27 protein-coding genes are annotated in these 24,148 nt (G+C 62.8%); 16 read left to right on the top strand and 11 right to left on the bottom strand.

The features are described from left to right. The first annotated feature begins 66 nt into the window (after positions 1 to 66). Together R4P70_RS03860 and R4P70_RS03855 are read left to right on the top strand one after the other, a co-directional pair. Positions 67 to 1,443 carry an NAD-dependent succinate-semialdehyde dehydrogenase gene (locus R4P70_RS03860; protein WP_020909241.1) on the top strand — a complete coding sequence of 459 codons (1,377 nt, stop codon included), beginning with the start codon at positions 67 to 69 and terminating at the stop codon, positions 1,441 to 1,443. Between the two features lie 101 nt (positions 1,444 to 1,544). Then, the gene (locus R4P70_RS03855) at positions 1,545 to 1,988 is read left to right on the top strand and encodes a hypothetical protein (RefSeq protein WP_020970887.1); all 444 of its coding nucleotides are present in this window, start codon (positions 1,545 to 1,547) and stop codon (positions 1,986 to 1,988) included. 4 nt (positions 1,989 to 1,992) lie between these two features. On the opposite strand, the gene R4P70_RS03850 is transcribed toward R4P70_RS03855, so the two are convergent. Further along, positions 1,993 to 2,826, bottom strand: coding sequence for an alpha/beta hydrolase (locus R4P70_RS03850; protein ID WP_317830421.1), 834 nt, complete (start codon positions 2,824 to 2,826; stop codon positions 1,993 to 1,995). A gap of 75 nt (positions 2,827 to 2,901) precedes the next feature. Here R4P70_RS03850 and R4P70_RS03845 point away from each other — a divergent pair, with 75 nt between their 5' ends. The 5 genes from R4P70_RS03845 (at position 2,902) to R4P70_RS03825 (ending at position 8,796) form a co-directional block, all read left to right on the top strand. Next, positions 2,902 to 3,381 (top strand): MarR family winged helix-turn-helix transcriptional regulator, encoded by a 480-nt coding sequence (locus R4P70_RS03845; protein ID WP_019745433.1) that lies wholly within the window; start codon positions 2,902 to 2,904, stop codon positions 3,379 to 3,381. Next, positions 3,378 to 4,010 (top strand): 5-oxoprolinase subunit B family protein, encoded by a 633-nt coding sequence (locus R4P70_RS03840; RefSeq protein WP_029256337.1) that lies wholly within the window; start codon positions 3,378 to 3,380, stop codon positions 4,008 to 4,010. The genes R4P70_RS03845 and R4P70_RS03840 overlap by 4 nt, the downstream gene beginning before the upstream one ends. Then, complete coding sequence (locus R4P70_RS03835; RefSeq protein WP_317830419.1) at positions 4,007 to 4,870, top strand: biotin-dependent carboxyltransferase family protein; 864 nt, start codon at positions 4,007 to 4,009, stop codon at positions 4,868 to 4,870. Before R4P70_RS03840 ends, R4P70_RS03835 begins: the two co-directional genes overlap by 4 nt. Before the next feature lie 47 nt (positions 4,871 to 4,917). Beyond that, complete coding sequence (locus tag R4P70_RS03830; RefSeq protein WP_317830418.1) at positions 4,918 to 6,468, top strand: bifunctional 3'-5' exonuclease/DNA polymerase; 1,551 nt, start codon at positions 4,918 to 4,920, stop codon at positions 6,466 to 6,468. Between the two features lie 102 nt (positions 6,469 to 6,570). After that, positions 6,571 to 8,796 (top strand): MMPL family transporter, encoded by a 2,226-nt coding sequence (locus R4P70_RS03825; RefSeq protein ID WP_317830416.1) that lies wholly within the window; start codon positions 6,571 to 6,573, stop codon positions 8,794 to 8,796. Between the two features lie 3 nt (positions 8,797 to 8,799). Here the strand turns inward: R4P70_RS03825 and R4P70_RS03820 are convergent, their stop codons facing one another. The 4 genes from R4P70_RS03820 to R4P70_RS03805 are packed head-to-tail and all read right to left on the bottom strand — an operon-like array spanning position 8,800 to position 11,279. Then, on the bottom strand, positions 8,800 to 9,645 hold the full coding sequence (locus R4P70_RS03820) for a DNA-3-methyladenine glycosylase family protein (RefSeq protein ID WP_279164211.1): 846 nt from the start codon (positions 9,643 to 9,645) through the stop codon (positions 8,800 to 8,802). Then, positions 9,642 to 10,241 (bottom strand): methylated-DNA--[protein]-cysteine S-methyltransferase, encoded by a 600-nt coding sequence (locus R4P70_RS03815; protein ID WP_133727148.1) that lies wholly within the window; start codon positions 10,239 to 10,241, stop codon positions 9,642 to 9,644. The genes R4P70_RS03820 and R4P70_RS03815 overlap by 4 nt, the downstream gene beginning before the upstream one ends. Continuing rightward, positions 10,238 to 10,792, bottom strand: coding sequence for an RNA polymerase sigma factor (locus tag R4P70_RS03810; protein WP_020909250.1), 555 nt, complete (start codon positions 10,790 to 10,792; stop codon positions 10,238 to 10,240). Before R4P70_RS03810 ends, R4P70_RS03815 begins: the two co-directional genes overlap by 4 nt. After that, the gene (locus R4P70_RS03805; protein ID WP_197940915.1) at positions 10,779 to 11,279 is read right to left on the bottom strand and encodes a methylated-DNA--[protein]-cysteine S-methyltransferase; all 501 of its coding nucleotides are present in this window, start codon (positions 11,277 to 11,279) and stop codon (positions 10,779 to 10,781) included. Before R4P70_RS03805 ends, R4P70_RS03810 begins: the two co-directional genes overlap by 14 nt. A gap of 144 nt (positions 11,280 to 11,423) precedes the next feature. On the opposite strand from R4P70_RS03805, the gene R4P70_RS03800 reads away from it, so the two are divergent. Continuing rightward, a complete protein-coding gene (locus tag R4P70_RS03800; protein WP_007729604.1) occupies positions 11,424 to 11,969 on the top strand; it encodes a hypothetical protein in 546 nt (181 codons plus the stop codon). A 4-nt stretch (positions 11,970 to 11,973) separates the two neighbouring features. Here the strand turns inward: R4P70_RS03800 and R4P70_RS03795 are convergent, their stop codons facing one another. The 4 genes from R4P70_RS03795 to R4P70_RS03780 all read right to left on the bottom strand — a co-directional run bounded on the left by R4P70_RS03795 (position 11,974) and on the right by R4P70_RS03780 (position 16,795). After that, the gene (locus R4P70_RS03795) at positions 11,974 to 12,711 is read right to left on the bottom strand and encodes an SDR family NAD(P)-dependent oxidoreductase (RefSeq protein WP_113682607.1); all 738 of its coding nucleotides are present in this window, start codon (positions 12,709 to 12,711) and stop codon (positions 11,974 to 11,976) included. Continuing rightward, complete coding sequence (locus R4P70_RS03790) at positions 12,708 to 13,733, bottom strand: phosphotransferase family protein (RefSeq protein WP_021345641.1); 1,026 nt, start codon at positions 13,731 to 13,733, stop codon at positions 12,708 to 12,710. The genes R4P70_RS03795 and R4P70_RS03790 overlap by 4 nt, the downstream gene beginning before the upstream one ends. Then, a complete protein-coding gene (locus R4P70_RS03785) occupies positions 13,730 to 14,941 on the bottom strand; it encodes an acyl-CoA dehydrogenase family protein (RefSeq protein WP_020970898.1) in 1,212 nt (403 codons plus the stop codon). Before R4P70_RS03785 ends, R4P70_RS03790 begins: the two co-directional genes overlap by 4 nt. Before the next feature lie 75 nt (positions 14,942 to 15,016). After that, positions 15,017 to 16,795, bottom strand: coding sequence for an ABC transporter ATP-binding protein (locus tag R4P70_RS03780; RefSeq protein WP_317830415.1), 1,779 nt, complete (start codon positions 16,793 to 16,795; stop codon positions 15,017 to 15,019). 95 nt (positions 16,796 to 16,890) lie between these two features. Here R4P70_RS03780 and R4P70_RS03775 point away from each other — a divergent pair, with 95 nt between their 5' ends. Further along, entirely contained in the window at positions 16,891 to 17,478 is a 588-nt protein-coding gene (locus tag R4P70_RS03775) for a TetR/AcrR family transcriptional regulator (RefSeq protein ID WP_019745447.1), read from the top strand. Here the strand turns inward: R4P70_RS03775 and R4P70_RS03770 are convergent. After that, positions 17,413 to 18,948 (bottom strand): LuxR C-terminal-related transcriptional regulator, encoded by a 1,536-nt coding sequence (locus R4P70_RS03770; protein ID WP_021345644.1) that lies wholly within the window; start codon positions 18,946 to 18,948, stop codon positions 17,413 to 17,415. The genes R4P70_RS03775 and R4P70_RS03770 overlap by 66 nt on opposite strands. 169 nt (positions 18,949 to 19,117) lie before the next feature. On the opposite strand from R4P70_RS03770, the gene R4P70_RS03765 reads away from it, so the two are divergent. The 6 genes from R4P70_RS03765 to R4P70_RS03740 all read left to right on the top strand — a co-directional run bounded on the left by R4P70_RS03765 (position 19,118) and on the right by R4P70_RS03740 (position 22,568). After that, positions 19,118 to 19,492, top strand: coding sequence for a PLDc N-terminal domain-containing protein (locus R4P70_RS03765; protein WP_019745450.1), 375 nt, complete (start codon positions 19,118 to 19,120; stop codon positions 19,490 to 19,492). Then, entirely contained in the window at positions 19,489 to 19,926 is a 438-nt protein-coding gene (locus R4P70_RS03760; protein WP_317830414.1) for a DUF6325 family protein, read from the top strand. Before R4P70_RS03765 ends, R4P70_RS03760 begins: the two co-directional genes overlap by 4 nt. A 1-nt stretch (position 19,927) precedes the next feature. Beyond that, positions 19,928 to 20,224 carry an SHOCT domain-containing protein gene (locus R4P70_RS03755; protein ID WP_019745452.1) on the top strand — a complete coding sequence of 99 codons (297 nt, stop codon included), beginning with the start codon at positions 19,928 to 19,930 and terminating at the stop codon, positions 20,222 to 20,224. Between the two features lie 65 nt (positions 20,225 to 20,289). Further along, positions 20,290 to 21,267, top strand: coding sequence for a DUF1214 domain-containing protein (locus tag R4P70_RS03750; RefSeq protein WP_070385179.1), 978 nt, complete (start codon positions 20,290 to 20,292; stop codon positions 21,265 to 21,267). Positions 21,268 to 21,294: 27 nt separating this feature from the next. Beyond that, positions 21,295 to 21,708, top strand: coding sequence for a phage holin family protein (locus tag R4P70_RS03745; protein WP_003940418.1), 414 nt, complete (start codon positions 21,295 to 21,297; stop codon positions 21,706 to 21,708). A 38-nt stretch (positions 21,709 to 21,746) separates the two neighbouring features. Further along, positions 21,747 to 22,568 (top strand): tyrosine-protein phosphatase, encoded by an 822-nt coding sequence (locus R4P70_RS03740; RefSeq protein WP_317830413.1) that lies wholly within the window; start codon positions 21,747 to 21,749, stop codon positions 22,566 to 22,568. Here the strand turns inward: R4P70_RS03740 and R4P70_RS03735 are convergent. Further along, a complete protein-coding gene (locus R4P70_RS03735) occupies positions 22,555 to 23,484 on the bottom strand; it encodes a DMT family transporter (RefSeq protein WP_317830737.1) in 930 nt (309 codons plus the stop codon). The two genes, R4P70_RS03740 and R4P70_RS03735, sit on opposite strands and share 14 nt — an antisense overlap. Positions 23,485 to 23,566: 82 nt before the next feature. Between R4P70_RS03735 and R4P70_RS03730 the strand changes: the two genes are divergently transcribed. Next, positions 23,567 to 24,145 (top strand): TetR/AcrR family transcriptional regulator, encoded by a 579-nt coding sequence (locus R4P70_RS03730; protein WP_256062844.1) that lies wholly within the window; start codon positions 23,567 to 23,569, stop codon positions 24,143 to 24,145. Positions 24,146 to 24,148: the final 3 nt, after the last annotated feature.

Raw genomic sequence — 24,148 nt, 5'->3', positions numbered from 1 at the left:
TTGGGCCGATTCAATGTGATTGCGCGTTTCGGGAATCTTCGACCCCCTTCCGCACGTTGTACAACTATGGCTAATTACAAAACAGTCAATCCCGCGACAGGTGAAACCGTCAGGGAATTCGATACTTTGGATGACGCCGGAGTTGAAGCCGCACTTGCGAACACGCATCGCGGCTACTTGACCTGGCGCAACAGTGCGCCACAGCAACGTGCGGCAGTCCTGAGCAAGACCGCCGAACTGTACACAGAGCGGGCGGACGAACTGGCCCGAATGATCTCGTTGGAGATGGGTAAGCCGGTCCGTGAGGCCAAGGGCGAAGTACAACTCTCGGCCGCGATCTATCAGTGGTACGCAGACCACGGTCCGGCGTTGCTCGAGGAAGAACGGCTCGACGTTCCCGGGGCCGAGGAGTCGGTTGTGTACCGGCGACCGATCGGTGCCCTGATCGGCGTCATGCCGTGGAACTTCCCGTACTACCAGGTCGCCCGCTTCGCGGCACCGAATCTCATGCTGGGCAACACGATCATTCTCAAGCACGCGTCCAACTGTCCGCAGTCAGCGTTGCTGATGGAAGAGATTTTGCGACAAGCCGGATTGCCGGACGACGCCTACGTCAACGTCTTCGCGACCAACGAGCAGATCGCGGACATGATCGCCGATCCCCGAGTTCAAGGTGTGTCACTGACTGGCAGCGAACGCGCCGGCACCAGCGTCGCCGAAACTGCGGGACGCAATCTCAAGAAGGTCGTCCTCGAACTCGGCGGATCGGACGTGTTCATCGTCCTCGATTCCGACGACATGGATGCCACCGTCAAGTCCGCAACCAAGGCGCGTCTGTCCAATGCCGGCCAGGCCTGCAATGCGGCCAAGCGTTTCATCGTCACCGAAGATTTCTACGACGACTTCACCCGCAAATTGGCGACGTCCTTCGAATCCGTTTCTGCCGGTGACCCGTTGGACGAAACCACCGTCCTGGGCCCGTTGTCCTCACAGAGCGCGGCAGACACTCTGATCGAGCAGATCGACGACGCTGTGTCCAAGGGAGCGACGCTGCTCACCGGTGGGAAGAAGATCGACGGCCCGGGCGCCTACGTTCAGCCGACGTTGCTCGCAGACGTGACCCCGGACATGCGGGCTTACAGCGAAGAACTGTTCGGACCTGCCGGCGTCGTCTACAAGGTCAAGTCGGCCAGCGAGGCTGTGGAACTTGCCAATTCGTCGGTCTACGGTCTGAGCGGGTCTGTCTGGAGCAGCGATCTCGATTCCGCCCGGTCGGTCGCTGCCGATCTCGACGTGGGAATGGCGTTTGTCAACGAGCACGGAACGACGTTGCCCGGTCTGCCCTTCGGCGGAGTCAAGCGCTCCGGAGTCGGCCGCGAGCTCGGTCCGTGGGGAATGGACGAGTTCGTGAACAAGAAGCTGCTCCGCGTCTCCAAGAAGTAGCTCGGTGCAAAAGTAGCGCAATACAAAGGAAGGCCCTGATCTCTGTTGAGGTCGGGGCCTTTCAACTGTAACGCTCCGCAGGATGAAACCGACCTGCTGGTATGACACTTTCACGAATCGCTCGCACTACCGTGATCGCCGCCGCCATCAGCGCGAGCGCCGCCATCTGTTCCGCGACGTCAGCTTCCGCGGACGTAGTAGACGTCACGGTCCTTCCGGGTCTCAGTAGCGGGCCGACAACGCCGTACGGGGCGGGCTGCACGTATCTGGTGGTTGCCAGGACAGCAGCGTTGGACGAGTCGAACGTCTCGATTGTCGACCTGAACCGGGCGTCGACCATGTTCCCGCAGGAATTGATCTGGGACACCGTCAATCCCTATTTCACCTTGCCGGTTGTACTCGGCCACGCCGTCACACTGTGGACTCCGACCGCACCCGGCGAACATTCTCTGATGGCCTACCAGACGTCAGCGGGCGGGCCGGTCACAACGGTCGATGTCAATCCGGCCACCCCGATCGGTCCGGGGTGCGTCGTCGCACCCTGATCCGCTAGCCCTCCAAGAAGTCGACGAGCACTCGGTTGAGTTCATCGGCGGGAACCATCGGAATACTGTGATGTGAAGCATCTTTCAGCACCTCGACACGTGCTGCGGGAATCCTCTCCCGCACCGACGTCGACACCGTTTCCGCATCATGCACCCGTCCGTCTTGCGCGAGGACCACCAGCAACTCGACATCCAGTGCGCTCAAGTCTTCTTTCGAAGGACGTTGAGGCACTACGAGATCGGGTCGCGGTAGATCCGAAGTGCCCACTTCCACAAGAGACAGCCAGTCGGAGTCGATACTCGACTCACCTGTCTCCCACTCCAACAGTCGTCGTCGGCGTGCTCGCGACGGGGACAGCAACAGCGGAAGCGCACGCAGAAGGTAGCCCGCCTTCATGCCGGAGAAACTCGAATTAGGATCGAGCAGAACAAGTTTCCCGAGACGATCCGGTCGATGCAGCGCAAAGGCCAACGCAACCATTGCGCCGTAGGAATGTCCGATCACATCGACGGTGTCGGCGCCGGTGCAATCGACTATCGAGTCCATCCACTCGATCAGATCGTCGACGGACTTCATCGGATCACCATTGGGAATGCTGAGTCCGGCATCGCCCAGGGTGTCGACGGCAAAAACACGCCGGGATTTCGACAGCGCCGCAACGTTGTCGAACCACACCGTCGAAGTGGCACCTCCCCCGGGCAGAAGGATCAACGGCCGCGAGTCTTCAGGTCCACAGACGTTCACATGCGTTCGGCCGAACCGGCCTGCGAGATCCACACCCAGCGGTTTTTGCGGCCATTTGGTCAGTACGGCGTCGTATGCGCGATTGAAGTCCATTCCCCACCCCCATTTTCTCTCGACTATCGAGATAGTAGACAATCGAGAGACAACACACCAGGGCTGGAGGCATCCATGAGCGTCGGCGATGCAGAAGACGAAGCGATGGCGATCGTCCACTCGCTTCGCGCACTGACCGTCGACTTGAACGTGGCGGTTTCCGGCTTTGCGAACAAGTACAAAATGCACTCGACCGACGTCCGCGCACTGATCTGCCTTCTCGATGCCGAGCGCTCGGACACACCGGCGACGCCTGGTTGGTTGGGCTCACAGCTCGGGATCAACTCGGCGTCGGTGACTGCACTGGTCGACCGGATGGTCAAAGCGGGGCACGTAGCTCGGGAGCGAGATTCAGCGGACCGTCGACGGGTGCTCTTGCAGGTCACACCATCGGCGGTCACTCTGGGCGAGAGCTTCTTCGGCCCCCTCATTTCACGGGCTGCGAGCACCGTCGGGAATTACACCGCGGCCGAGCGAGCCACCATCGCGAGTTTCATCGTGGCGATGCGAGCGGACGTGGAGCGGACTCGAATCGATCGGGAGCCCTCCCTGTGACTCGCATACTTCCCGCGGGAGAACGCGCATTTCTCGTAGACCTCGATTCCGAAGCTGACGTTCTCGCGTTCACCGAAGCACTGACGCGTAACACCCCGGTCGGGGTCGAAGACTTCCTCCCCGCAGCTCGCACGGTCCTGGTCACGTGCACCCCGGCGGCAGATCTCACGTACGTCCGGAAGTGCTTGAACGATCTCGAGCAAACCAATTCTGCCGCGACCACAGACGAGCATTCCGAGACGGATGCACTCACCATCGCCGTCAGGTACGACGGGCCCGACCTCGACGACGTCGCCCAGTCACTCGGAATGAGCCGTTCCGAGGTGGTTGCGGCCCATACCGGGGCGATGTGGCGTTGCGCCTTCATCGGATTCGCACCCGGCTTCGCCTACCTGACTTCAGGCGACACTCGGCTCGACGTTCCACGTCGAACTCAGTCGCGAACCGCAGTGCCAGCCGGTTCCGTCGCCCTGGCCGCTGGATACAGCGCGATCTACCCGCGGGCATCGCCGGGTGGCTGGCAGATCATCGGGAGCACCGACGCCGTGATGTGGGATCTGAACGCCACACCACCGGCCGCCGTTCAGCCCGGGTGCCGCGTGCGCTTCGTCAACGAGGACGACCGATGAACGGTCTGGAGATACTCGACACCGGGCCGCTGAGTTTGATCCAGGACCTCGGACGGACCGGACACCTTCGCTCGGGCGTCGGGGTTTCCGGTGCTGCGGACAGGCGATCGCTCAAACTCGGCAACCGGCTCGTCGGCAACGACGAGGGCGCGGCAGGCGTCGAGGTCCTTCTGGGCGGGCTGAGCATTCGGGCGCAGCAACAAGCAACGATCGCGTTCACCGGGGCGCCTGCACAGGCCTACCGCGACGGCATTCCGGTCGGGCATTCGAGCGTGATCGCTCTCGACGTCGGTCAGACCGTCCGCCTCGACTACGCACCGAGTGGCCTGCGGACGTATCTGACCGTCCGGGGCGGCATTGTGGTTCCCGAGATCCTGGGATCGCGCAGCACCGACACCATGTCCGGGATAGGTCCGGCGCCTCTCGAGCCCAAGGTTGTTCTCCCGATCGGGCCTTCGCCGACCGCGTTCTCGCTCGTCGACCTTGCACCAGTTCCACCGATGACAAACGAGACTCTCGACATTCGAGTCGTATTCGGGCCGCGCGCAGATCGATTCACCAACCCCGAATCGCTCCTGCGGGGGAATTGGGCGGTCTCCACCGATTCGGACCGAATCGGGGCGCGACTCGATCGTGTCGGCACCGACGAACTGCTGCAACGAACGAATGACGCCGAACTCCCCACCGAAGGCGTAGCGCTCGGATCGATCCAGGTCCCACCCAGCGGCCAACCTGTCGTGTTCCTCGCCGATCACCCGATCACCGGCGGGTATCCGGTGGTCGGAGTGGTCGCGGACGCAGATATCGACCGACTCGGCCAAGCCCGCCCGGGTCAGCACATCCGGTTCGTCGGGGCCTGAGCAGCGCCGAGCGATGGGGTGTCGGACCCTGCCGTCACACTGATGTCGTGCGAGTTGTCCTGGTCCCCGGTAGTACGACGTCCACGGGAGCTGTGACGGCAACTGTCCTACGGACCGATCCCGGTGGAACGCCGCTCGCCGATCCCGTCGAATACCCCGACCTGATCGCAGCGGTGCGCACCATCGAGGAAGCCGAGCACCCGCGGTGGGTGTGGCCGAGTACGGCGACCGTGTACCCACCGCTACTGCGTGCAGGCGTACGGGTTCAGCGGTGCCACGACATCTCCCTGACCCGCGCGATACTCGGAATGCGCGTCGGCAAACCGTCACCGCCTGCCGAGGAGTTCGACGACGATCGACTCGGACTCTTCGACACTGCACCCGTTCTCGATCCTCTCGCCGTCGCCACCGAATTCGCCGATCAGCGCGCAACCATCGGCACGGATGCTCGACTGGACTTGTTGATCGCAGCAGAATCGGCCGGCGCTCTCAGCGCCGCCGAGATGACGCACACGGGCCTGCCGTTCTCGACGCAGAAGCACCGCGAACTCCTCGAAGAACGACTGGGGCCGCGGCCGACGGGATACGACCTCCCCGCACGCATGCAGGAACTTGCCGCCCAGATCAGCGAGGTCTTCGGGCGCACCGTCAATCCTTCGTCTTCGGTGGAGATCACCGAGGCGTTCGGGCGTCAGGGCATCGAACTGCCGTCGACGCGCAAGTGGTTTCTGCAGGAAATCGATCATCCGGCTGTGCCGCTGCTCCTACGTCATCGCGAACTCGCCAAGCTGTACAGCACCAACGGTTGGCAGTGGATGGACAGTTGGGTGCGGGGCGATCGATTCCGCCCGATCTACGTTCCCGGTGGTGTCGTGTCCGGCAGGTGGGCGAGCCGGGGCGGCGGGGCCCTCCAGATTCCTAAGACCATGCGCTCGAGCGTCGTCGCAGATCCGGGCCACGTGTTCGTCGTCGCCGACGCCGGTCAGCTCGAACCCCGAATTCTGGCCGCCATGTCCGGCGACCGCCGCATGATGGCTGCCGCCGGCGACGACGATCTGTACGCACTTGTCGGTGCCGAAGCTTTCGGCGGGGATCGCGCAAAAGCCAAGGTCGCAATCCTCGGAGTCCTGTACGGGGCGACGGCGGGTGAAGCCAAAGCACTGCTCATCTTGTTGCGGAAGCGATTCCCGGTCGCCGTCGAGTACGTCGAGCAAGCTGCCAAGGCAGGTGAGCGCGGCGAGGTGGTGAAGTCACTGCTCGGCCGGGCCTGTCCCCCACCGTCTCCCGACTTCTACTCCCACGGCGACGCTCATGCCCGCGGTCGTTTCACGCGAAACTTCGTCGTTCAGGCCACTGCGTCCGAGTGGGCGTTGTGCCTGCTCGCCGACCTCAGGCGCCGCCTCGCCGAAGATCCGGACGGCGAGTTGGTCTTCTTCCAGCACGACGAAGTGGTCGTGCATACCCGAAACCCCGAGTCAGGTGCCGCCCACGTGCTGGCCGCTGAGGCTTCGGCAACTCGATTGTTGTTCGGCGACACAGTCGTTCGTTTTCCCATGGACGTCGCAGCCCGCGAGACTTACGGCAAAGGCACTTCGTAGCGTCGTCAATTCCACTCCAAGTGGTTCCACCGCGCCCGTATTGCGTGTTCTACTGGAAAACGTTGCTTTGTTGGTGCTGGTCGACTGCGTTCGAGGAGAACCATGACCAAGCTGGATACAACTGATGCAGAACGGAACGAGCGCGGAACGGTCAAACGCCGTCGACTGCCGATCTTCACCGTGATCGCGCTTGCAATCTTTGCCTTCGTCGCAGGCGGATTCGGCGGTTCGTTCCAAGGCAAACTCGCCGAGGTTCAGAAGAACGACAACGCCTCGTACCTGCCGAGTTCCGCAGAATCGACGATCGCCAGCAATCAATCCGCGAACTTCCTCGCGGTCGAGACGATCCCTGGTTTTGTTCTGTTCCATCGAGATTCGGCCCTCACCGAGGCGGACAAATCTGCAATCAACTCGGCGTACGGCGCTATTGCCGGCATCTCCGGAGTAGACGCCGACGGAATGCAACCCACTCAGTACTCCGCCGACGGCACAACTGCGTCGATCTTCGTGCCACTCGTCGCCAAGGACGGAGACACATCCGTGGCAGGCGATGTCCTGGCGACCACCGAGCAGAACGTCATCGACGCAGCAAAACAAGCAGCTGGTGATGTCGAGGTACTCCCAGCCGGGCCAGGTGGGCTACTCGTTGCGTTCATCGACGCCTTTGCCGGTCTGGACGGAGCGCTCCTTGGCGCGGCACTCCTGGTCGTGATCCTCATCCTGCTTGTCGTGTACCGATCGCCGGTGTTGTGGTTCTTCCCGCTGTTCTCCGCGCTCCTCGCCATCGGCTTGTCGTCGATGGTGATCTATTTCCTCGCGAAAGCCGAATTACTCACTCTGACCGGACAATCTCAAGGCATCCTTTTCGTGTTGGTGATCGGTGCCGGTACCGACTACGCCCTACTCTTGATCTCTCGCTATCGCGAAGAACTACACACGTATCCCAACCGCTTCGACGCGATGATCAAGGCCTGGCGCGAGTCTGCGCCGGCCATCACCGCTTCGGCTGTCACCGTCATTCTCGGTCTGCTCTGCCTGACGTTCTCTCAACTCAACTCCAACAAGAGCCTCGGACCCGTCGCCGCCATCGGGATCGCCTGCACCTATCTGGTGATGATGACGTTCATGCCGGTCGCTCTGGCCGCCACCGGACGGTGGGTCTTCTGGCCGCGCAAGCCCAAGGTCGATCACGCCGCAGACCTTACGACGCACGGGATGTGGGGCAAGATCGCCGAGGCCGTCGGCAGCAAGGACCGCCCACTGTGGATCGGCGCCACAGTCTTGTTGATCATCCTGTTCGCGGCCGGGATCGGCAGTCTCAAAACCGATGGCCTGACATCCACCGAAAGCTTCACCAATCGTCCGGACGCTGTTGTCGGACAGGAACTCTACGACTCGAAGTTCGATCCCGGAGCCGGCGCACCGGCTGTGATCACCGCAAACGCCGACCAGGCCGACGCCGTCATCAAAGCAGCCAGCGGCGTCGAAGGTATCTCGCAGGATCCCGGCGCCGTCTGCACCCAGGTGGACGTCGCAAAGGTCAGCGAGCTGATCAAGACCAACCCCGCTGCCGTCGCACAAGCCGCCGCTGCGGGTTGCGCCCCTGCGGCTTTCACCGTTGCACCGATCGACGGCCGAACCATGATCAATGCAACCCTCGCCGACTCTTACGATTCGCCGCAGGCACTCGAAACTGTCAAGCGACTGCGGACTGCCGTCCACGAGGTGCCCGGCGCCGACGCGCTCGTCGGCGGCAGCACGGCCACCACCCTCGATGTCCAGGCGGCCTCGGTCCGCGACAGAAACCTGATCATCCCGATCGTGTTGGCGGTGATCTTCCTGGTCTTGGCCGCTTTGCTCCGTGCTCTGCTGATCCCGGTGATTCTCATTGTCACCGTGGTGCTTTCCTTCGCGGCGACGCTCGGTGTGAGCGGATTCTTCTTCACACACGTATTCGGGTTCGCCGGGGCGGATCAATCGTTCCCACTGTTCGCCTTCGTGTTTCTGGTCGCTCTCGGTATCGACTACAACATCTTCCTGATGACCCGTGTGCGAGAGGAGACCGGAGAATTCGGCACCCGCGCAGGTGTCCTGCGCGGTCTTGCGGTCACCGGGGGTGTGATCACCTCAGCCGGAATCGTCTTGGCCGCAACATTTGCCGTACTGGGCATCCTGCCCCTGGTCTTCCTCGCCGAGATCGGATTTGCCGTGGCCTTCGGTGTGCTGCTCGATACGATCATCGTGCGCAGTGTCCTGGTGCCTGCGCTCTCTCACGACATCGGGAAACGTATATGGTGGCCGTCCGAACTGGCCCGCGCGAAAGATTGACCACTACAGAAACGCTTCCTTGGTCCACAGATGAAAGAGTGCGTACGCTCGCCAGGGTCGCCAGCGCTCGGACAACGCTGCGGCTTCTTTGCCCGACGAGACCCCCAACGCTCGCTTCAACACCAGATCGTCGGGTACGAAGGCGTCGCGATCACCGAGAATTCGAACAGTGAGATAGTCAGCGGTCCACGGTCCGATTCCCGGTAGCGCCAACAACTCTTGTCGAAATTGGACAGGATCCGCATCCCAGGAGAGATCGAGACCGTTCGCTGCCGCAGTTGCCAACGTGTGCACTGTTCTTGCGCGCACTGTGGTCAATCCGACGGCTTTCTGTATGTCCTCCGGCGATTGCGCTGCAACCGCGTCCGGATCAGGGAAGGCAAGAAACTCCCCTTCCACCGGCGCTCCGAATGCGCTGACAAAACGACCACCGAACGTCCTCGCTGCGGCGAGCGAAACCTGTTGCCCCAGAACGGTGAGCACTGCGGTCTCGAAACCGTCCACCGAGCCGAGCACCCGCAATCCTGGACGGGCGGCAACGAGTGGGGCCAACAACTCGTCGCTACCGAACGCTGCTTCGACAGCAGTGTGATCGGCGTCGAGGTCGAGCCAACGACGCACGATCACCTCCAGCACTGCGGAATCCTCCGCCGGCACATCGGAATCCACGACGACACCGTCGTCTGTCCACGACACCGACACAACTACCGGACCGGAAGGCAACGGGATGACTCTGGTGTGAACACCGTCGTCGTGACGCTCGAGGCCTGCGACGCAGTGAGCCCGCAGGGCACCGGTAAGCGGTTCGACTGCATAGGGCGCCTGAAAGCGCAGCGTCACTGCGCTCACCGGCCGGCTTCCAGATCCAGCAGAATCGCTTTCAGTTCGGGGCCGCCGGCGTACTGCCCGAGGCTGCCGTCGCTGCGCACCACCCGGTGACACGGGACCACCAACGGCAGCGGATTCTTTGCGCATGCGGTCCCGACGGCACGCACCGCACGCGGGCTTCCCGACGCTGCTGCGACCACCGAATAGCTTGCAGTGTGGCCGTATTCGATCTCGGGGAGATGACGCAACACTTCGCGTCGGAACCCCTTCGCGAGTTGGAAGTCCAAGCGCAGATCGAATTCTCGACGCGCACCGGCAAAGTACTCGTCCAACTCGCGAGCGACAGTGTCCAGCCTGCGCGGGTAATGAAGCACACGGGGGCTGACGGTGTCCGCCAAACGTTCCAGAACGAGGTCGTGCCCTTGGACGGCAAAGGCAACCCGCACCAGGCCGACATCGGTCGCCGCCAGGAGCAGCTTTCCGACCGGCGAATCGACGGTTCGATATGCCACGTCGATCAATTCAGCTTCGGACGCCTGCGCAGCCAGGCGCGCCCGTAGGCGGATCATGGCGTCAGCGTCAACGGCTGGAAGCGCCTCGAACACATCGTTACTCATGAGTGACTCCCTTCCGCAGCGGTAGCGGACAAGTAGGTTCTTCGTAGTGTGGCGATACCGTCGGCACCCGCGCGTCTGGCGGCCGCCGGGGTGTTGCCGAGGATGTCCGCGATCTCTGCGTACGGCAGCCCACCCAGAAAGTGATAGGCGACTGCCGCACGTTGTTTGAGCGGTAGCTGTTCGAGTGCGTCCCAGAGTTCGTGATCCCACGTTCCGGGTACGCCGATTCGCGTCGGCAACTCCGGAACCTCGTCTGTGGGCACGGCCACGCGGGCGCGCACTCGGGTGATGTCGATTGCCTTGCGGTGCGCGATGGTCACCAGCCAGGCTTCGATGTTCGCGTCCGGATTCAGATCCGGATATGCCCGCATCGCTGCGATGAACGTCTCGGACCACGCGTCCTCGGCGTCGACGGGACCGACCACCGCGCGGCAGACACGGAGGACCACTGCACCGTATTCGGTCACGACGTCTTCGAACGGTTTGAGTCTCACGATCGGTAGACGTTCCCGATCACCGAATTGTGAGCCGAGCGCATCAGAAGAGGACATCCGATTCGCCGCCGTGCTCGCGGTCGAGCAGGAACCGCTTGCGTTCGAGGCCGCCGGCGAAACCGGTCAGACTTCCGTCGCTACCGACCACACGATGACAGGGAACGATGATGCTGATCGGATTCTTGCCGTTTGCCGCGGCGGCGGCGCGGATCGCAAGCGGGTTACCCAAAGTTTGCGCGAGCTCCATGTATGTCCAGGTTTCGCCGTACGGGATCGTTCGCAAGGTATCCCACACCCGCTTCTGGAACTCGGTACCCACGGGCGCCAGCGGCACGGAGAACTCCGTGCGATAACCCTCGAAGTACTCGGTGAGCTGCGATTCGACTTCACCGAAGACCGCCGCGGAACGATCACCGAACGTGGACTCGTCCGGCTTGTGGCGATGCTCCGCCATGTACAGCCCGCAGAGGTCGTCACCTGCTGCTACCAGCGTCAACGCCCCGATCGGCGAGTCGATCACGGTGTGCGTACGGATAGCCGTCATGTCTCGATCCTTCCAGGTTGCGCGGTGCAGCAGGCAGCGGGTGAATTGATTGTCCGCGCCGGCACCGACACCTCGAAGACGCCGCTGGCCTCGTGAATGTGAGATTTACCTGTACTTTGACGTCACATCAGGCAGTATCGAGGGATGGCTCTAGTTTTGCCCGGCAGCTCCACCGTCGTCCGCTCCGTCGGCGACGTGGTGCACTGGTCCCTGTCCACGGTCGCTTTTGCGGTCACCCTGCCCACTCGACTCGAGGCGCTCCTCTTCTCGGTCGAGAGGTTGGTGGCACGCATCAACCAGATCGCCGACAACGCCGACCGCGTCGTCATCGGAGCCGCCGCCGTGACCGTTCGAGCTGAGACGCTGGTCGAGGCCGTCGAGCAGACCTCGGACATCGCGGGACAACTCCTCGAGATCTACGAGCCCATCGCCCTACAGCTCGCGCCGCTGGCTGCCAGGTTCGCCGACGATCTTTCCGAGGCAGAGGTCAGCGCCGCGATCAAGCTGATCGACCAACTACCGGAGCTCACCGACCGGGTGGCCGCGGTGCTGCCCATCCTCGGAACTCTCGACTCCGTCTCACCCGAGATCCACGAACTCCTCGGAGTGGTCAAGGACCTGCGGCAGGCAATCGTCGGAGTGCCTGGCTTTCACTTCTTTCGCAAGCGGGGCGAAGCCAAGCTGGATTGAAATTTCAGGCGGAGTAGCCGTTGGTCCCAGCACGCGTCATGACGACCTTCGGAACTACCGCTCGAGACGAGAGCTTGAGCAGACCGTCCACCAACTCCACGATGTCGTCGACCTTGATCATGGTGTCCGGTGTGATCCGATCGCGCGTCCACGCCGACATGTCGGTATCGACGTAACCGGGAGCGATGGCCGTCGCACTGACGCCGTTTCCGGACTCCTCGGCGTTGAGTGCCTCGACCATCGAAATCAGCGCAGCTTTGGTGGCTCCGTAGACGGCCAAGCCGCTCTCGGCATACACACCGGCCATCGAGGCGAGAGCGATCACCTTTGCTCCGCCGACGAGGTCCGCGTCCGCCGCTGTACGCAGGAGCGGCAGCGACGCTTGCAATAGTGCGAACGGTGTCCGGAGATTGACGGCAACGGTCTTGTCGAAACGGCGCATCGGGTAGTCAGCCACTCGCCCACTGGTTCCCACTCCGGCGTTGAGGACGAGGGCTCGCATGGAGCCGAATCGCTCGCCGTGCGTGGCTACGAGTGCTGCGGCGAAGTTCTCGTCCGCCATGTCGCCGGCCGAGACGACGACGTCCGGCGATCCGGCGCGCGTAAGTTCTTCGGCGACAACGGCGAGCCGTTCGGCATCACGCGCCGTGATGGTCAGCCCGTACCCTTGCGAAGCCAAGCGTGTTGCGATGCCGAGCCCGATTCCCTTGGAGGCGCCGGTGACCAGTGCTGATCGAGTCATTCGAATTTCCCTTGCAGTGCGTTGAGTCCGGCCGAGATCAGTTCCGGCACAGAAGATCCAGCCTTGTCGAATCCCCCGCCGACGGTGGCTCCTGCCCGGAATCGGTGATCGATGCCCTGCGCCACGACTGCGAGTTTGAAGAACCCGAGCGCCATGTAGAAGTTCCAATGCGCCAGTTCACGACCCGAAACGGACGAATACCGTTGCGCCAGATCGACAACGGACGGTAGCGACGGGCTCGTCCACGCAGCAGGCTCACCCAGAACCAGATCCAGCGCGGGATGCCGATAGACGCACATCATCGCTATGTCCGCCAGCGGATCTCCCAGCGTCGACAGTTCCCAGTCCACCACTGCGGCAACCTTGGTGACGTCGTTCGCCGCGAGAATCGTGTTGTCGATCCGGTAGTCGCCGTGCACGATCGACGAAGCCGATTCAGCCGGAATCAATTCCGCGAGGCTCGACGCCAACCTGTCCACATCGGCCGAGTCCTCGGTCTTGACGCGTGACCATTGACCGGCCCACAACTTCACCTGGCGGGCTACGTAACCGTCGGGTCGGCCGAGTTCGCCGAGACCCACTGCGTTGTAGTCGACGTCGTGCAGGGCAGCGAGAACACGCACCAACTCGTCGGTGCACTGCGTGACCAGCTCTGCCGGAACAGCTTCCAACTCGGTTTTGGTCCGGATCACTTGACCGGTGACGAACTCGACCACCGTGAACGACGCACCCATCACCGAGGCGTCCTCGCACAGCACGACGGTCGGCGCGACCGGCACGGCAGTGTTCTGCAACGCCGAGGTGATTCGGAACTCGCGCGCAACGTCGTGCGCCGAAGGCGTCAGGCCGGCCGTAGGTGGACGACGCAGAATCCACTTCGAGTTGTCGTCGAAGATTCCGTAGGTGAGATTGGATTTGCCACCTGAAATCAGTTCGGCTCGCAACTCACCGCTCACCTCGACGCCTGCGGCTTGCAGATACTTGTGGAGCGCCGCGAGATCGAGTCCTGGGAAGTCCGTCACTTCGACTCCTCCCGAGCAGCGCGCTTCGCAGCGCCGACAACACGTTTCGCAATTGCCCAGCGATGAACCTCGGACGGACCGTCGTAGACGCGGAAGGGACGCACTTCGCGGGACAACCGTGCCAGCGGCAGATCGCCGGACACGCCCATTCCGCCACACATTTGAATGGAGCGGTCGACGATCCGGAAGATCGCCTCGGCCGCGTAGGTCTTGGCGATGGACGTCGCGTTGCTCGCGTGCCCGCCCTGATCGAGTTCGAAGCAGGCCTGCACCAGAAGTGCGCGACTGGCTGCGATGTCGATCTCGTTGTCGGCGACCATCTTCTGGATCATTCCGAGATCACCGAGTTTCGAGCCGAAGCCTTCTCGTTCGGCAACCCTGGCCACGGCGACGTCGTGGCCGCGGCGCGCTGCACCGAGCCAGCGCATCACGTGCGTCATCCGGGCGGGACCGAGACGAACCTGCGCGTAAGCGAAACCCTGATCGACCTCACCGAGAACGGCCTCGTCGGGAACGAAGAGATCCTCGAACGTGACCTCGCAGTGCCCGCCGATCATGGCCTTGTCGAGGGTGTCGATGTGTCGACCCACGATGAGACCCGCTGTGTCCGTCGGCGTCAGGAACATGGTCGCTCCGCCGCGCTGCCCGGGCTCGCCGGAGGTACGCGCCATGATGATGAAGAATCCGGCGCCGTCGGCGCCGGTGATGAACCATTTCTTACCGTTGATCTTCCAGCCACCGGGGACTTTCTCGGCGCGGGTGTTCAAAGCCGAGGGATCGGATCCCGCTCCCGGCGCGGGTTCGGTCATGGCGAATGCCGACCGCATGTCCCCGCTTGCGAGCGGCGCGAGGAACTGCTGCTTCTGTGCTTCGTTCGCGACGTGGGCCAGCATGTGAACGTTGCCCTCGTCCGGCGCAGCGATGTTGAGCGCCGTCGGCCCGAAGAGCGAATAGCCGGCTTCCTCGAAAACAGGCGCGCGATCACTCATGTTGAGTCCGTGGCCGCCGTACTCGATCGGTGCATGCGGCGCGAAGACACCGGCTTCTTTTGCTGCCGCCTGCATCTCGATGCGGATGGCATCGCCACCCGCGACGGCGATGTCACCGGCGTGTTCGTCTTCGATGGGGAGCACTACGTTGCGCGTGAAGTCGCGCGTCTTCTCGATCAGCGCCACCACCTCGGGCGCGTACGTCAGATCGATTGCCACCAGCCACCTCCGAAAGAACATCCCGACCGAGCGATCGCTCGGTAACAGCACTCTCGCACACGCAGATGCGCCGGGTCAACAATCTTCGAGCATCGCCTCGCCCTGATCGAGCCGGCCGGCAACCACCATGTCGCGGTACAGATCGTCCTTGTCCATGAGCTCGTCATGGTTGCCGATGTTGCGGATCCGACCGTCTTCCATGACCACGATCCAGTCGGCGTCACGCACCGTTGAGAGCCGGTGAGCGATAGTCACCACGGCCCCGGTACGTGCACGTTCGTTGATCGCGTCGACAATCGCGGCTTCGGTGAGTGTGTCGACCTGGGCAGTGGCTTCGTCGAGCAGAAGCAAAGCACTCGGTCGCAGAACTGCGCGTGCCATCGCGATCCGCTGACGTTGGCCGCCCGACAGCGAGGTGGCCGTCAGAGCGGTGTCGAGTCCATTCGGCAGGGCCTCGATCGCGTCGTCGAGTCGGAGCAAGCGCAGAACGGCCTGGACTTCTTCGTCCGTCGCGTCGGGATGGCTGAAGACGACGTTCTCCCGAATCGTTCCGGGCACCACCGGTGTCTCTTGCTCCACGTACGCGAGACTCTCGCGCACAGCGCGGTGATCGAGCGCGTCGTAACCGACTCCATGCAGGAGAACCTCACCCGATCGCGGTTCGACAAATCGCAGCACAGTCGAGAGCAAGGTCGTCTTTCCGGCACCCGACGGGCCGACGATGGCCATGTGCCCACGCGTCGGAATGACCAGCGAGACATCGCGCAACGCCGGCTGGTTCGATCCGTGATAACTCACGGTCACGTCGCGCAACTCGATCAGCGGCGCGGCAGCGCTTGTTTTCGCGACCACGTCCACGACCTCGTCGTACTGCTCGGTGGGCAACGACTGCATCTCGCGAATCCGGATAGCTGCCGCGATTCCCGACTGAACGGAAGTCACGTTCTGCGCCAGCTCCGACACCGGCCCCATCAGGGTGAAGGCGTAGAGCAGAAACGCGATGAGCGTCGAGACTGCCATTTCGCCGTCGGCGACTCGCCAGGCACCGAAGCCCAGGATGGCAATGATCGATCCTTGAATGGCGGTCCACGCGACAGTCCACGCGGTTGCCGACACTCGAACCGCCGTGATCGCATGCATTTTCGCATCGGACGCATTGTTCGTCACCAGAGCGCCGACGCGATCCTCGGCGAGGGAAACCTTGACCGTCCGGATCGCACGCAAGCCACCCTCGAGTACGCCGCCAAGCTGACCGAGCGATTCCTGGGTTCGCGCTTCGGCTGCGGAAATCCGAGGCATCAGAACGGCAAAGAGTATGGAGGCGAACACGATTGCCACCATGGTGACCCCCAACAACGGCAGATCCAGAACGCCCATCAGAACAATCGTTCCGATGGTCAACGCGGCTGCGTTCAGAATATTCACCGCGGCCGACGACGCCGCCTCCCGCAGCAGCAAGGTGTCCGACGTGACCCGGGTGACCAATTCACCCACGGATCGCGATTGCAGCGAAGGTACGGTCGCCGCCAGGAATCGCCTCACCAGCGAAGACCTGGCGTCGAAGACAACCTTCTCGGCGGCGGTTCCGAGAACGATCCACTGAGCACAACCGAGCACAGCACCGACGATCAGAAGGACGACGAGCGTGAGGATCGGCCCCTTCAGCGACGCACCGGTATCGAGGGTGTCGAGAACCCACTTGGTGACCATCGGCGTTGCCAGCGTCGCCGCCGAGCCGCACAGCGCCAGTACCAATCCGAGGAGGAGCGACGGCAGATGCGGTCGAGCGAACTCCGAGAGGACGCGGAGATTGCTCCATTTCGGTGCGGGCTGAGAAGCGTCGGATTCAAGCATGAATTTATGGAACACGAATGTTCCATAAAGGGCAAGAGAAATTCCGATTCGGAAACACTGGATACCGAAACCGGACACGGCTACGCTTCGAATTCGTGACAACGATCCACAGCGCACCAGAACAAAGCGCGACCCGCGAGCGCACACGGAAGGCCATCCTCGATGCTGCCGTTTCGGTGTTCGCATCCAAGCCTGCTGCGACCCTCAGCGAGATCGCTTCGGCCGCGAAGGTCGGCCGGACCACTTTGCACCGCTACTTTCCCGAACGATCCGACCTGGTCGACGCAGTCGCGGCCGAGGCCACTCGCGCCGTCGGTGAGGCCGCAGCAGCGGCGCGACTCGGTGAGGGCACCGGAGCCGAGGCGCTGGTTCGCCTCTGCCATGAATACTTCGAACTGGCCGACCTTTTGACGGTCCTGTTCTTCACTCCCGGCGTCTATCAAGAAGATTCGTTTGCCGAGTCCGCGTCGAACGACGACGGAGTCACCGACGCCATCGAACGCGGACACTCCGACGGGTCCATCGACCCCGACATGGGTTCGGACTGGGTGCAGAACCTGCTGTGGTCACTGCTTTATACGTCGATGGACTACGTGAACCGCGGTTCCGGGACGCGACTACAAGCCTTGGATCTGACGGTTCGCAGCCTCCGTCGCGGAATCGCCCCCGATCCCGCGGTCTAGGTTGTCGGCTGCTTGAACAGCGGCACGCCGCTTGGCCACACCTAATTTGCGGTAAATCGAGCGAATGTGAGTCTTCACAGTGGGATAGGCGATGCCGAGGTGCGCAGCGATCTCGTCTGCAGTCATCGTGGTGCGCAGAAAAGTGAGAATCTCGTTCTCGCGTTCGGTCAGGACTCCGGCGAGCTGGGCAGAGAGTCGGCTCCGTTTTTCCAGAATCGTGCGCAGGAGGTCCTGGTGTCTCGACCCCTGTATTGCGTGCGCGTTCAAGAGATCGACAATTACCGGATCGCCGCTGAGAAAGGGGGCGAGGATCTGCTCCGGGATTGCCTCAGCCAGCGCACGATCCAGCTGCTCGTGCGCCTGCGGCCCACGCCCTGCGACGGAGCTCAGCGCTGCAGAGGTGACAAGTGTGCTCACCAGCGCATATCGCGGCAGCGCGGCCGAGCTTGCCAACCGAAGCGCCTGCGCCGACGGTTCCGGATCCCCCAAGACTCGATAGAGCTCGGCGAGCAGCGCGTGAGCGACCGCAGCACCTGTTCTGGTCAGCGTGGGCTTCGCGATGCGGCGCGCTTGCTCGTCCTGCCCCTGAGCGTGGGCGAGCCAGGCCGTGGTGACGCGCCGCAGCGTATCCCAAGGAATGCCGTGCTTGTCCGCAGTGCTCACGCCTCGCAGCAGCCGAGCGGCGTTGTGGTACCGGTCTTTCCGGTTCAGAGCGATCAGGCTCATCACCAGGTACAGACGGGCGAGCGCCTCGAAGTTGGTTCCGGGACTGCCCTCCACGATTATCGAGTCGAACTGAGCGATCGCTTCCTCGAAGTCGCCACGCCAATAGGCGATGCACCCTCGATTCGACTGTGGGAGTCCACCTTCGAAGCGTTCCCAGTCGGATGCAACCTCTCGGGCAGGAAGGCCGTCGAGGATCTGTTCGGCTTCGGTGAACACTCCCGCGTGGGTGAGTGCAAAAGCCAAATTGGATTGCGCGAGACGCAACGTCTCCGCACGCGACTGCAACCGCGCTTCATCGCCGGCGGAGCGAAGTAGCGCGATGGCGCGAGGTAGATCACGACGAAGCCTGATCTCGGTCCACCCGAGGAGGAAAAGTGCGGACGGGTAATCGTCCTCGGGCTCGCACTGGGCGAGGGCGTGACGCGCGCGATCGGCGATGACGGCCTTGGTCGAGGTGTCCGGAGCGAGCAGTAGGTCGGTGAAACAGACGACAAAATCGTCGGACGCGACCCGTAGACCCTGCCCGCGTAGAAACTCCGCGCCGTACGGATCGCCGCTGAGGTCGCGGCAGCACGCCCGTATCAGCAGGATGTGTGGATCGTGTGGATCGGGATGCGCAAGGCAGAGTTGCTCGAGTTCCCTGGTATGAGATTCGAGAATCAGACGGAGCCAATTCTTCCGCAGGACGCGTCGAGCCTGCTCCGCCTCACCGGAGGCGAGTGCGTCACGCACGGCTTCGATCATGTGTCGAAGATACTCGAGACGTTCGACGGCCGTGGAAATCCCGTCTCATCCGCTTCGGATGAGACAGCGATCGAAGCATGCGGAAACCGGTGAGAATTGCCGGAATCAACTGAAAAGCGCGAGTCGGCGGAATGCCGACGCGCAGGCCTGACACGAACGGACAAGACACATGAGTTTCTGGGAAAGCCTCGGCTGGATGCTGTGGGCGACCGTCTTCGTCGGATATCTTTTCGCGCTGTTCGCGATCGTCGCCGACCTGTTCCGCGACCACAAGCTGAGCGGCTGGTTGAAAGCTGTTTGGATATTCTTCCTGCTCTTCCTACCCATCCTCACCGCGCTCGTCTATCTCGTCGCCCGCGGCGATGGGATGACGGAACGCAGCAACAAGGCCGCACGCGAGGCCGAGAGCGCGGCCGAATCGTATATCCGCGAAGTCGCAGGAAAGAGTCCCAGCGAGGAAATCGCCACAGCTGCAGCACTCCTCGAAGCCGGATCGATCAGCGAGGAAGAGTTCGCCGCACTCAAGCTGAAGGTGCTCTCGTGAGTGCCGCGCGTTTCGGCCCCGTCGACTTCTACCTTCTCGGTCTGCCGGGGCAGAGCCTCGACCCCGCCGCGTTCTCCGCGCTCACCGACCTCACGGATACCGGCCTGGTACGACTCCTCGATCTGATCGTCATCTCCAAGTCCGACGACGGTGAACTCACCCTCGTCGAGGTCGAGGAATTGCCGAACGGCTTCGAGATCAACGTCGAAATGCTCGGCGCGTCCGGTCTGCTCGGGCATGAAGACATCACCGAACTCGCGGAGGCGATTCCCGCCGGCGCTTCAGCGCTGCTGGTCGCGCTCGAGCTGGTCTATCAGCGCGAAATCGCCTCCCGGACCGCCGAGTCCGGCGCGGTGTTACTGGGTTACGAGCGGATACCCGCACCCGTCGTCAATGCCCTCATGGACACGATCATCCCGAAATTGGAGGTCTGACATGCCGTACATCCCGAGACGAGGACGCCCTGGACTGCTGGGCCTCGCCGCCCGCACCGCGGTCGTGACCGGTACCGCGACCGCCGTCAGCGACGGTATGGCCACCCGCCGGCAAAGGAGAGCTCAGGCCGACTACGAGCAGGCGCAGTACGAATTCGCCCAGCAGCAGGCCGTACTCCCCACACCCGCACCCCCGGTCGATCTCGTCGCCGAGTTGCAGAAACTCGGCGATCTCAAATCACAAGGCCTACTGAGCGACGCCGAGTTCCAAGCCGCGAAAGCACGACTGCTGGGCTGATTCACCCCGACGGGCCATGGATTACCGCGCCCGCTTCCGTACCCCGACACCGATTGGAATCCGCTATGTCCACGATCGCCGTCAACGTCCTGAACTTCAATCGGGCAGAATCCGATCTCATGTTCGCTCGCCTGGCCGCGGGCGTCGGCCTGGGCACGTGGAACCACACTCGCGAGCTCGGGTCACTCGACAACCAGCCGATCATCCGCCAGAACCGCGACACCCTGTACAGCAGCGCGATCATCGACGTGCGCGAAAACGTCACGATCACGGTGCCCGATACCGGCAAGCGCTACATCTCCGTCTGGGTGGTCAGTCAAGATCATTTCGGTCCCGTCATCCTGCGCGATCCGGGAGAGCACCTGCTCACACGCGAATTGGTCGGGACCGACTACGCCGCACTGATCGTGCGCATCCTCGTCGATCCGAACAGCCCCGAAGACGTCGCCGAGGTGAACCGGTTGCAAGACGCCCTCACCATCGACGGCGGTGGAACGGGCGAGTTCCCGTTGCCCGACTACGACGAACAGTCGCAGACCGAGACCCGCGACGCGCTCCTCGCACTCGCTCGTGGCATCACCACCTACGACCATTCATTCGGCACCGCGGCGGAAGTCGACCCGATCAGGCACCTGCTCGGTACCGCATCCGGCTGGGGTGGCCTTCCCGAGTACGAGGCCACCTACGTCAACTTCGACGAACGTCTCCCGGTCGGGGAATACCGTCTCCGCCTGAACGATGTTCCCGTGGATGCGTTCTGGTCGGTCTCGCTGTACAACGCAGCCGGATACTTCGAAGAGAACGCCTTGGGCGTCAACAGCATCAACAGCCTCACAGCCACCCCCGACTCCGACGGCAGCACCACCATCCGGTTCGGCGTCAATCTCGACGGCGTCGCGAACGCACTGCCCATCATGCCGGGCTGGAACTACGTACTGCGCCTGTACCGCCCCCGCCCCGACGTGCTCGACGGCACCTGGACGGCACCTCGTCCCGAGGCCCTCCAGCAAAGCGTTCCCCACGCACACACCACTCTCGGGTGACTCGACCTGATCACGGAGGTACAAGCCATGCGTCTGTTATTTCAGCTCGTTTCGCAATGCGTACTCGGCGCGATCGCGCTGATCGTCGTGCATTTCGCTCTTCCCGGGGTCAGCCTGAGCGTCAACGGTTTCTTGGCCGCTATCGGTGTATTCACCCTCGCCCACATGATTCTCGGCCCATTCGTGCTCAGCGTGGCACTGCACTACGCGGCTCCGCTCGCGGGCGGTGTCGGCTTGGTCGCCACGCTGCTCGCGCTCTGGGTTGCGACCCTGGTCCCCGACGGCATTGAGATCAGCGGCGTCGGGTCCTGGATCCTCGCCCCGATCATCGTGTGGGTGATCACGGCGTTGGGAGGGTGGATCTTCATGGCTCTCGTCATCGACAAGTGGATCAAGAGACGCAATGCCGAAAAGCTCGTGCGCAGTGTGCAGAAGGCATGAATGATCAGTTCGGAAACGGAACCCACAAGGAGTCAGCCATGCCAACTCACCCGCTCGATCGTCGCGTTCTCCTGAAGACCGCTCCGAACTTCCGGGATCTCGGTGGCATTCCCGTTGCTGATGGCACCGTCCGCGCCGGCGCGCTCTACCGTTCGGCGACGCTCGCGAAACTCGACGGCGACGACGTCGCCGCGGTCGCCGACTTGGACGTCCGGACGGTCTACGACCTGAGGACCGCTGCCGAGCGCGACGGCGCACTCGACAATCTCCCTGACTCGACGCGGACGGTCTGGCTCGACGTTCTCGCCGACAATGCCCAAAACGCCGCGGCCACCGGACTACTCATGACGGACCCGGTCGCGTACGCCGAGACCATCAGCGATGGACGTGGGATCGCACAGATGGAGGAAGCGAACCGCAACTTCGTCAGCCTGCCGTCCGCCCTCGACGCCTACCGCGCGTTCTATCTCGACCTCATCGACGAAACAAGAACCGGTGCAGCACTTTTCCACTGCACCACCGGCAAAGATCGCACCGGGTGGGCCGCGACCTCTTTCTTGCTCCTCCTCGGCGCCGACGAAGCCGATGTACGCGCCGACTACCTGGAGACGAACACCGATCTGGCGCCCATGACGGAACCGATCCTCGACTTCGCCGCAAGCAAAGGCGTTGACGGAGAACTGCTCCGGCCGCTCCTCGGAGTCCGTGACAGCTACTTCGACGCCGCGCTCGACGAAATGCGCACGCGCTTCGGCACAGTCGAGGACTACGCAATCGACGGACTCAAGCTCACCGCAGAACAAATCACCACGCTCCGCGAGCGGTTCACATCGCGATCGGGCTTCGTCAGCGCGACGTGATCGGAGCTCTTGCCGGGCAGGAATCCGTGCTCTCGTCATGCTTCTTCGGTCGATTGTCCACCCGGGTGACCACGACGACGGCGACGATGCCCACCGCCAAGCCGAGAGCGGTGAACGGAGTGAAGGATTCTCCGAACATCAGTGCGCCCCAGACCGCGGTGACGGGGGCGATCAAGAACATCAAGGTGTTGACGGACGTGATGCCGATGCGGCGGAGCAACAACCAGTACAGCCCGTATCCGCCGAAGGTGGACAACACGATCAACCAGAGCAATGCGATCCAGAATGTGCTGACACTCGGCGGTACGGCAGCACCCGAGACGATCGCCAGAGTTGTGAAAACTATTGCGCTGGTTGAGCAGTGGATGGCCAAAGCCTGCAGTGGCGGCGTGGACGTGGGAGCGCGTTGCTGAACGAAGGTGGATGCAACGAGGCTGAGCATTCCCAGGAACGGAATCGCGTACGCCCACCACGGGGCCGATGTACCGGCCCCGGCGTCGGCTGCCGTGACCATCGCGACGCCGGCCAGTCCGATCGCTAAACCGATCCACTGCATCCGCGGGACTGCGACACCGAGGACCGGGCCGAGCAGCGCGGCTGCCACCAGCGGCTGAATACCGTCGATCAGCGCTGTGGTTCCGGTGTTCACGCCGAGATCGACTGCCCAGTACACAGACAACAGGTAGCCGCTCTGGGAGAGTATTCCGATCACCACCTGCCTGCCGACAGCCCGCGGTGTCGGCATCGCGTTCCGGCGCCGGGCGGACAGCCAGACAATCGGGACCAGTACCGCCGCAAGCGGGAGAAAACGCCACATCAGCAGCGTGGAGACCTCGGCACTGCCGGCGCCGAGTTTGGCTCCGATGAATCCCGAACTCCAGCATGCGACGAACAGGACCGACAAGGTAGCCGTCACGGCAGATCTCGAGGTCACGATCCGAGGTATACCGATCTGTTTACTCATGGAGTCGACTATACAGATCGGTATACTTTTGTCCATGGCAGACGAATCCGTACCCGACTTGACTCCGAAAGCACGTCGCATTCTGGAGTCGGCGTCGAAGCTGTTCTACGAAAAGGGAATTCACGCCGTAGGCGTGGATACCGTCGCACTGGACGCCGGGGTCACGAAGAAGACTCTGTACGAGCGGTTCGGCTCGAAAGACGGCCTCGTCGTGGAATATCTGAAGGATCGAGATCGGCGGTGGCGAGCCTTTCGCGACAAGAAGCTCGCATCAGCCGGACACAGCCGCGCCGAGCAGTTGAGTGCGGCATTCGACGCTTCCGCCTCCTGGTCCAAGGCGAGCGGAGGCAAAGGTTGCAGCATGGTCAACGCTCACGCCGAGTTCAGCGATCGGTCACATCCGGTGTTCGCTGTCATCGCCGAACAGAAGCGGGAGATGTTAGACCTTTTCCGGCGCATTCTGGCGACGGACGGGCAAGCCGACGAACGTCTCGTCGAGGCAATCATGCTGCTTCACGAAGGCGCCCTCGTCGCAGACGGTATCGGTATCGGCACCGACCCCTTCGACGTCGGCCGGGATGTGGCCCTCGAAATGCTGAAGCATCCCGGGTGATCG

Origin of the sequence: Rhodococcus sp. IEGM 1241, assembly GCF_033142365.1 — a bacterium.
GTDB classification, from domain to species: Bacteria; Actinomycetota; Actinomycetes; order Mycobacteriales; family Mycobacteriaceae; genus Rhodococcus_F; species Rhodococcus_F erythropolis.
This window is presented reverse-complemented; position numbering and strand designations above follow the sequence as displayed.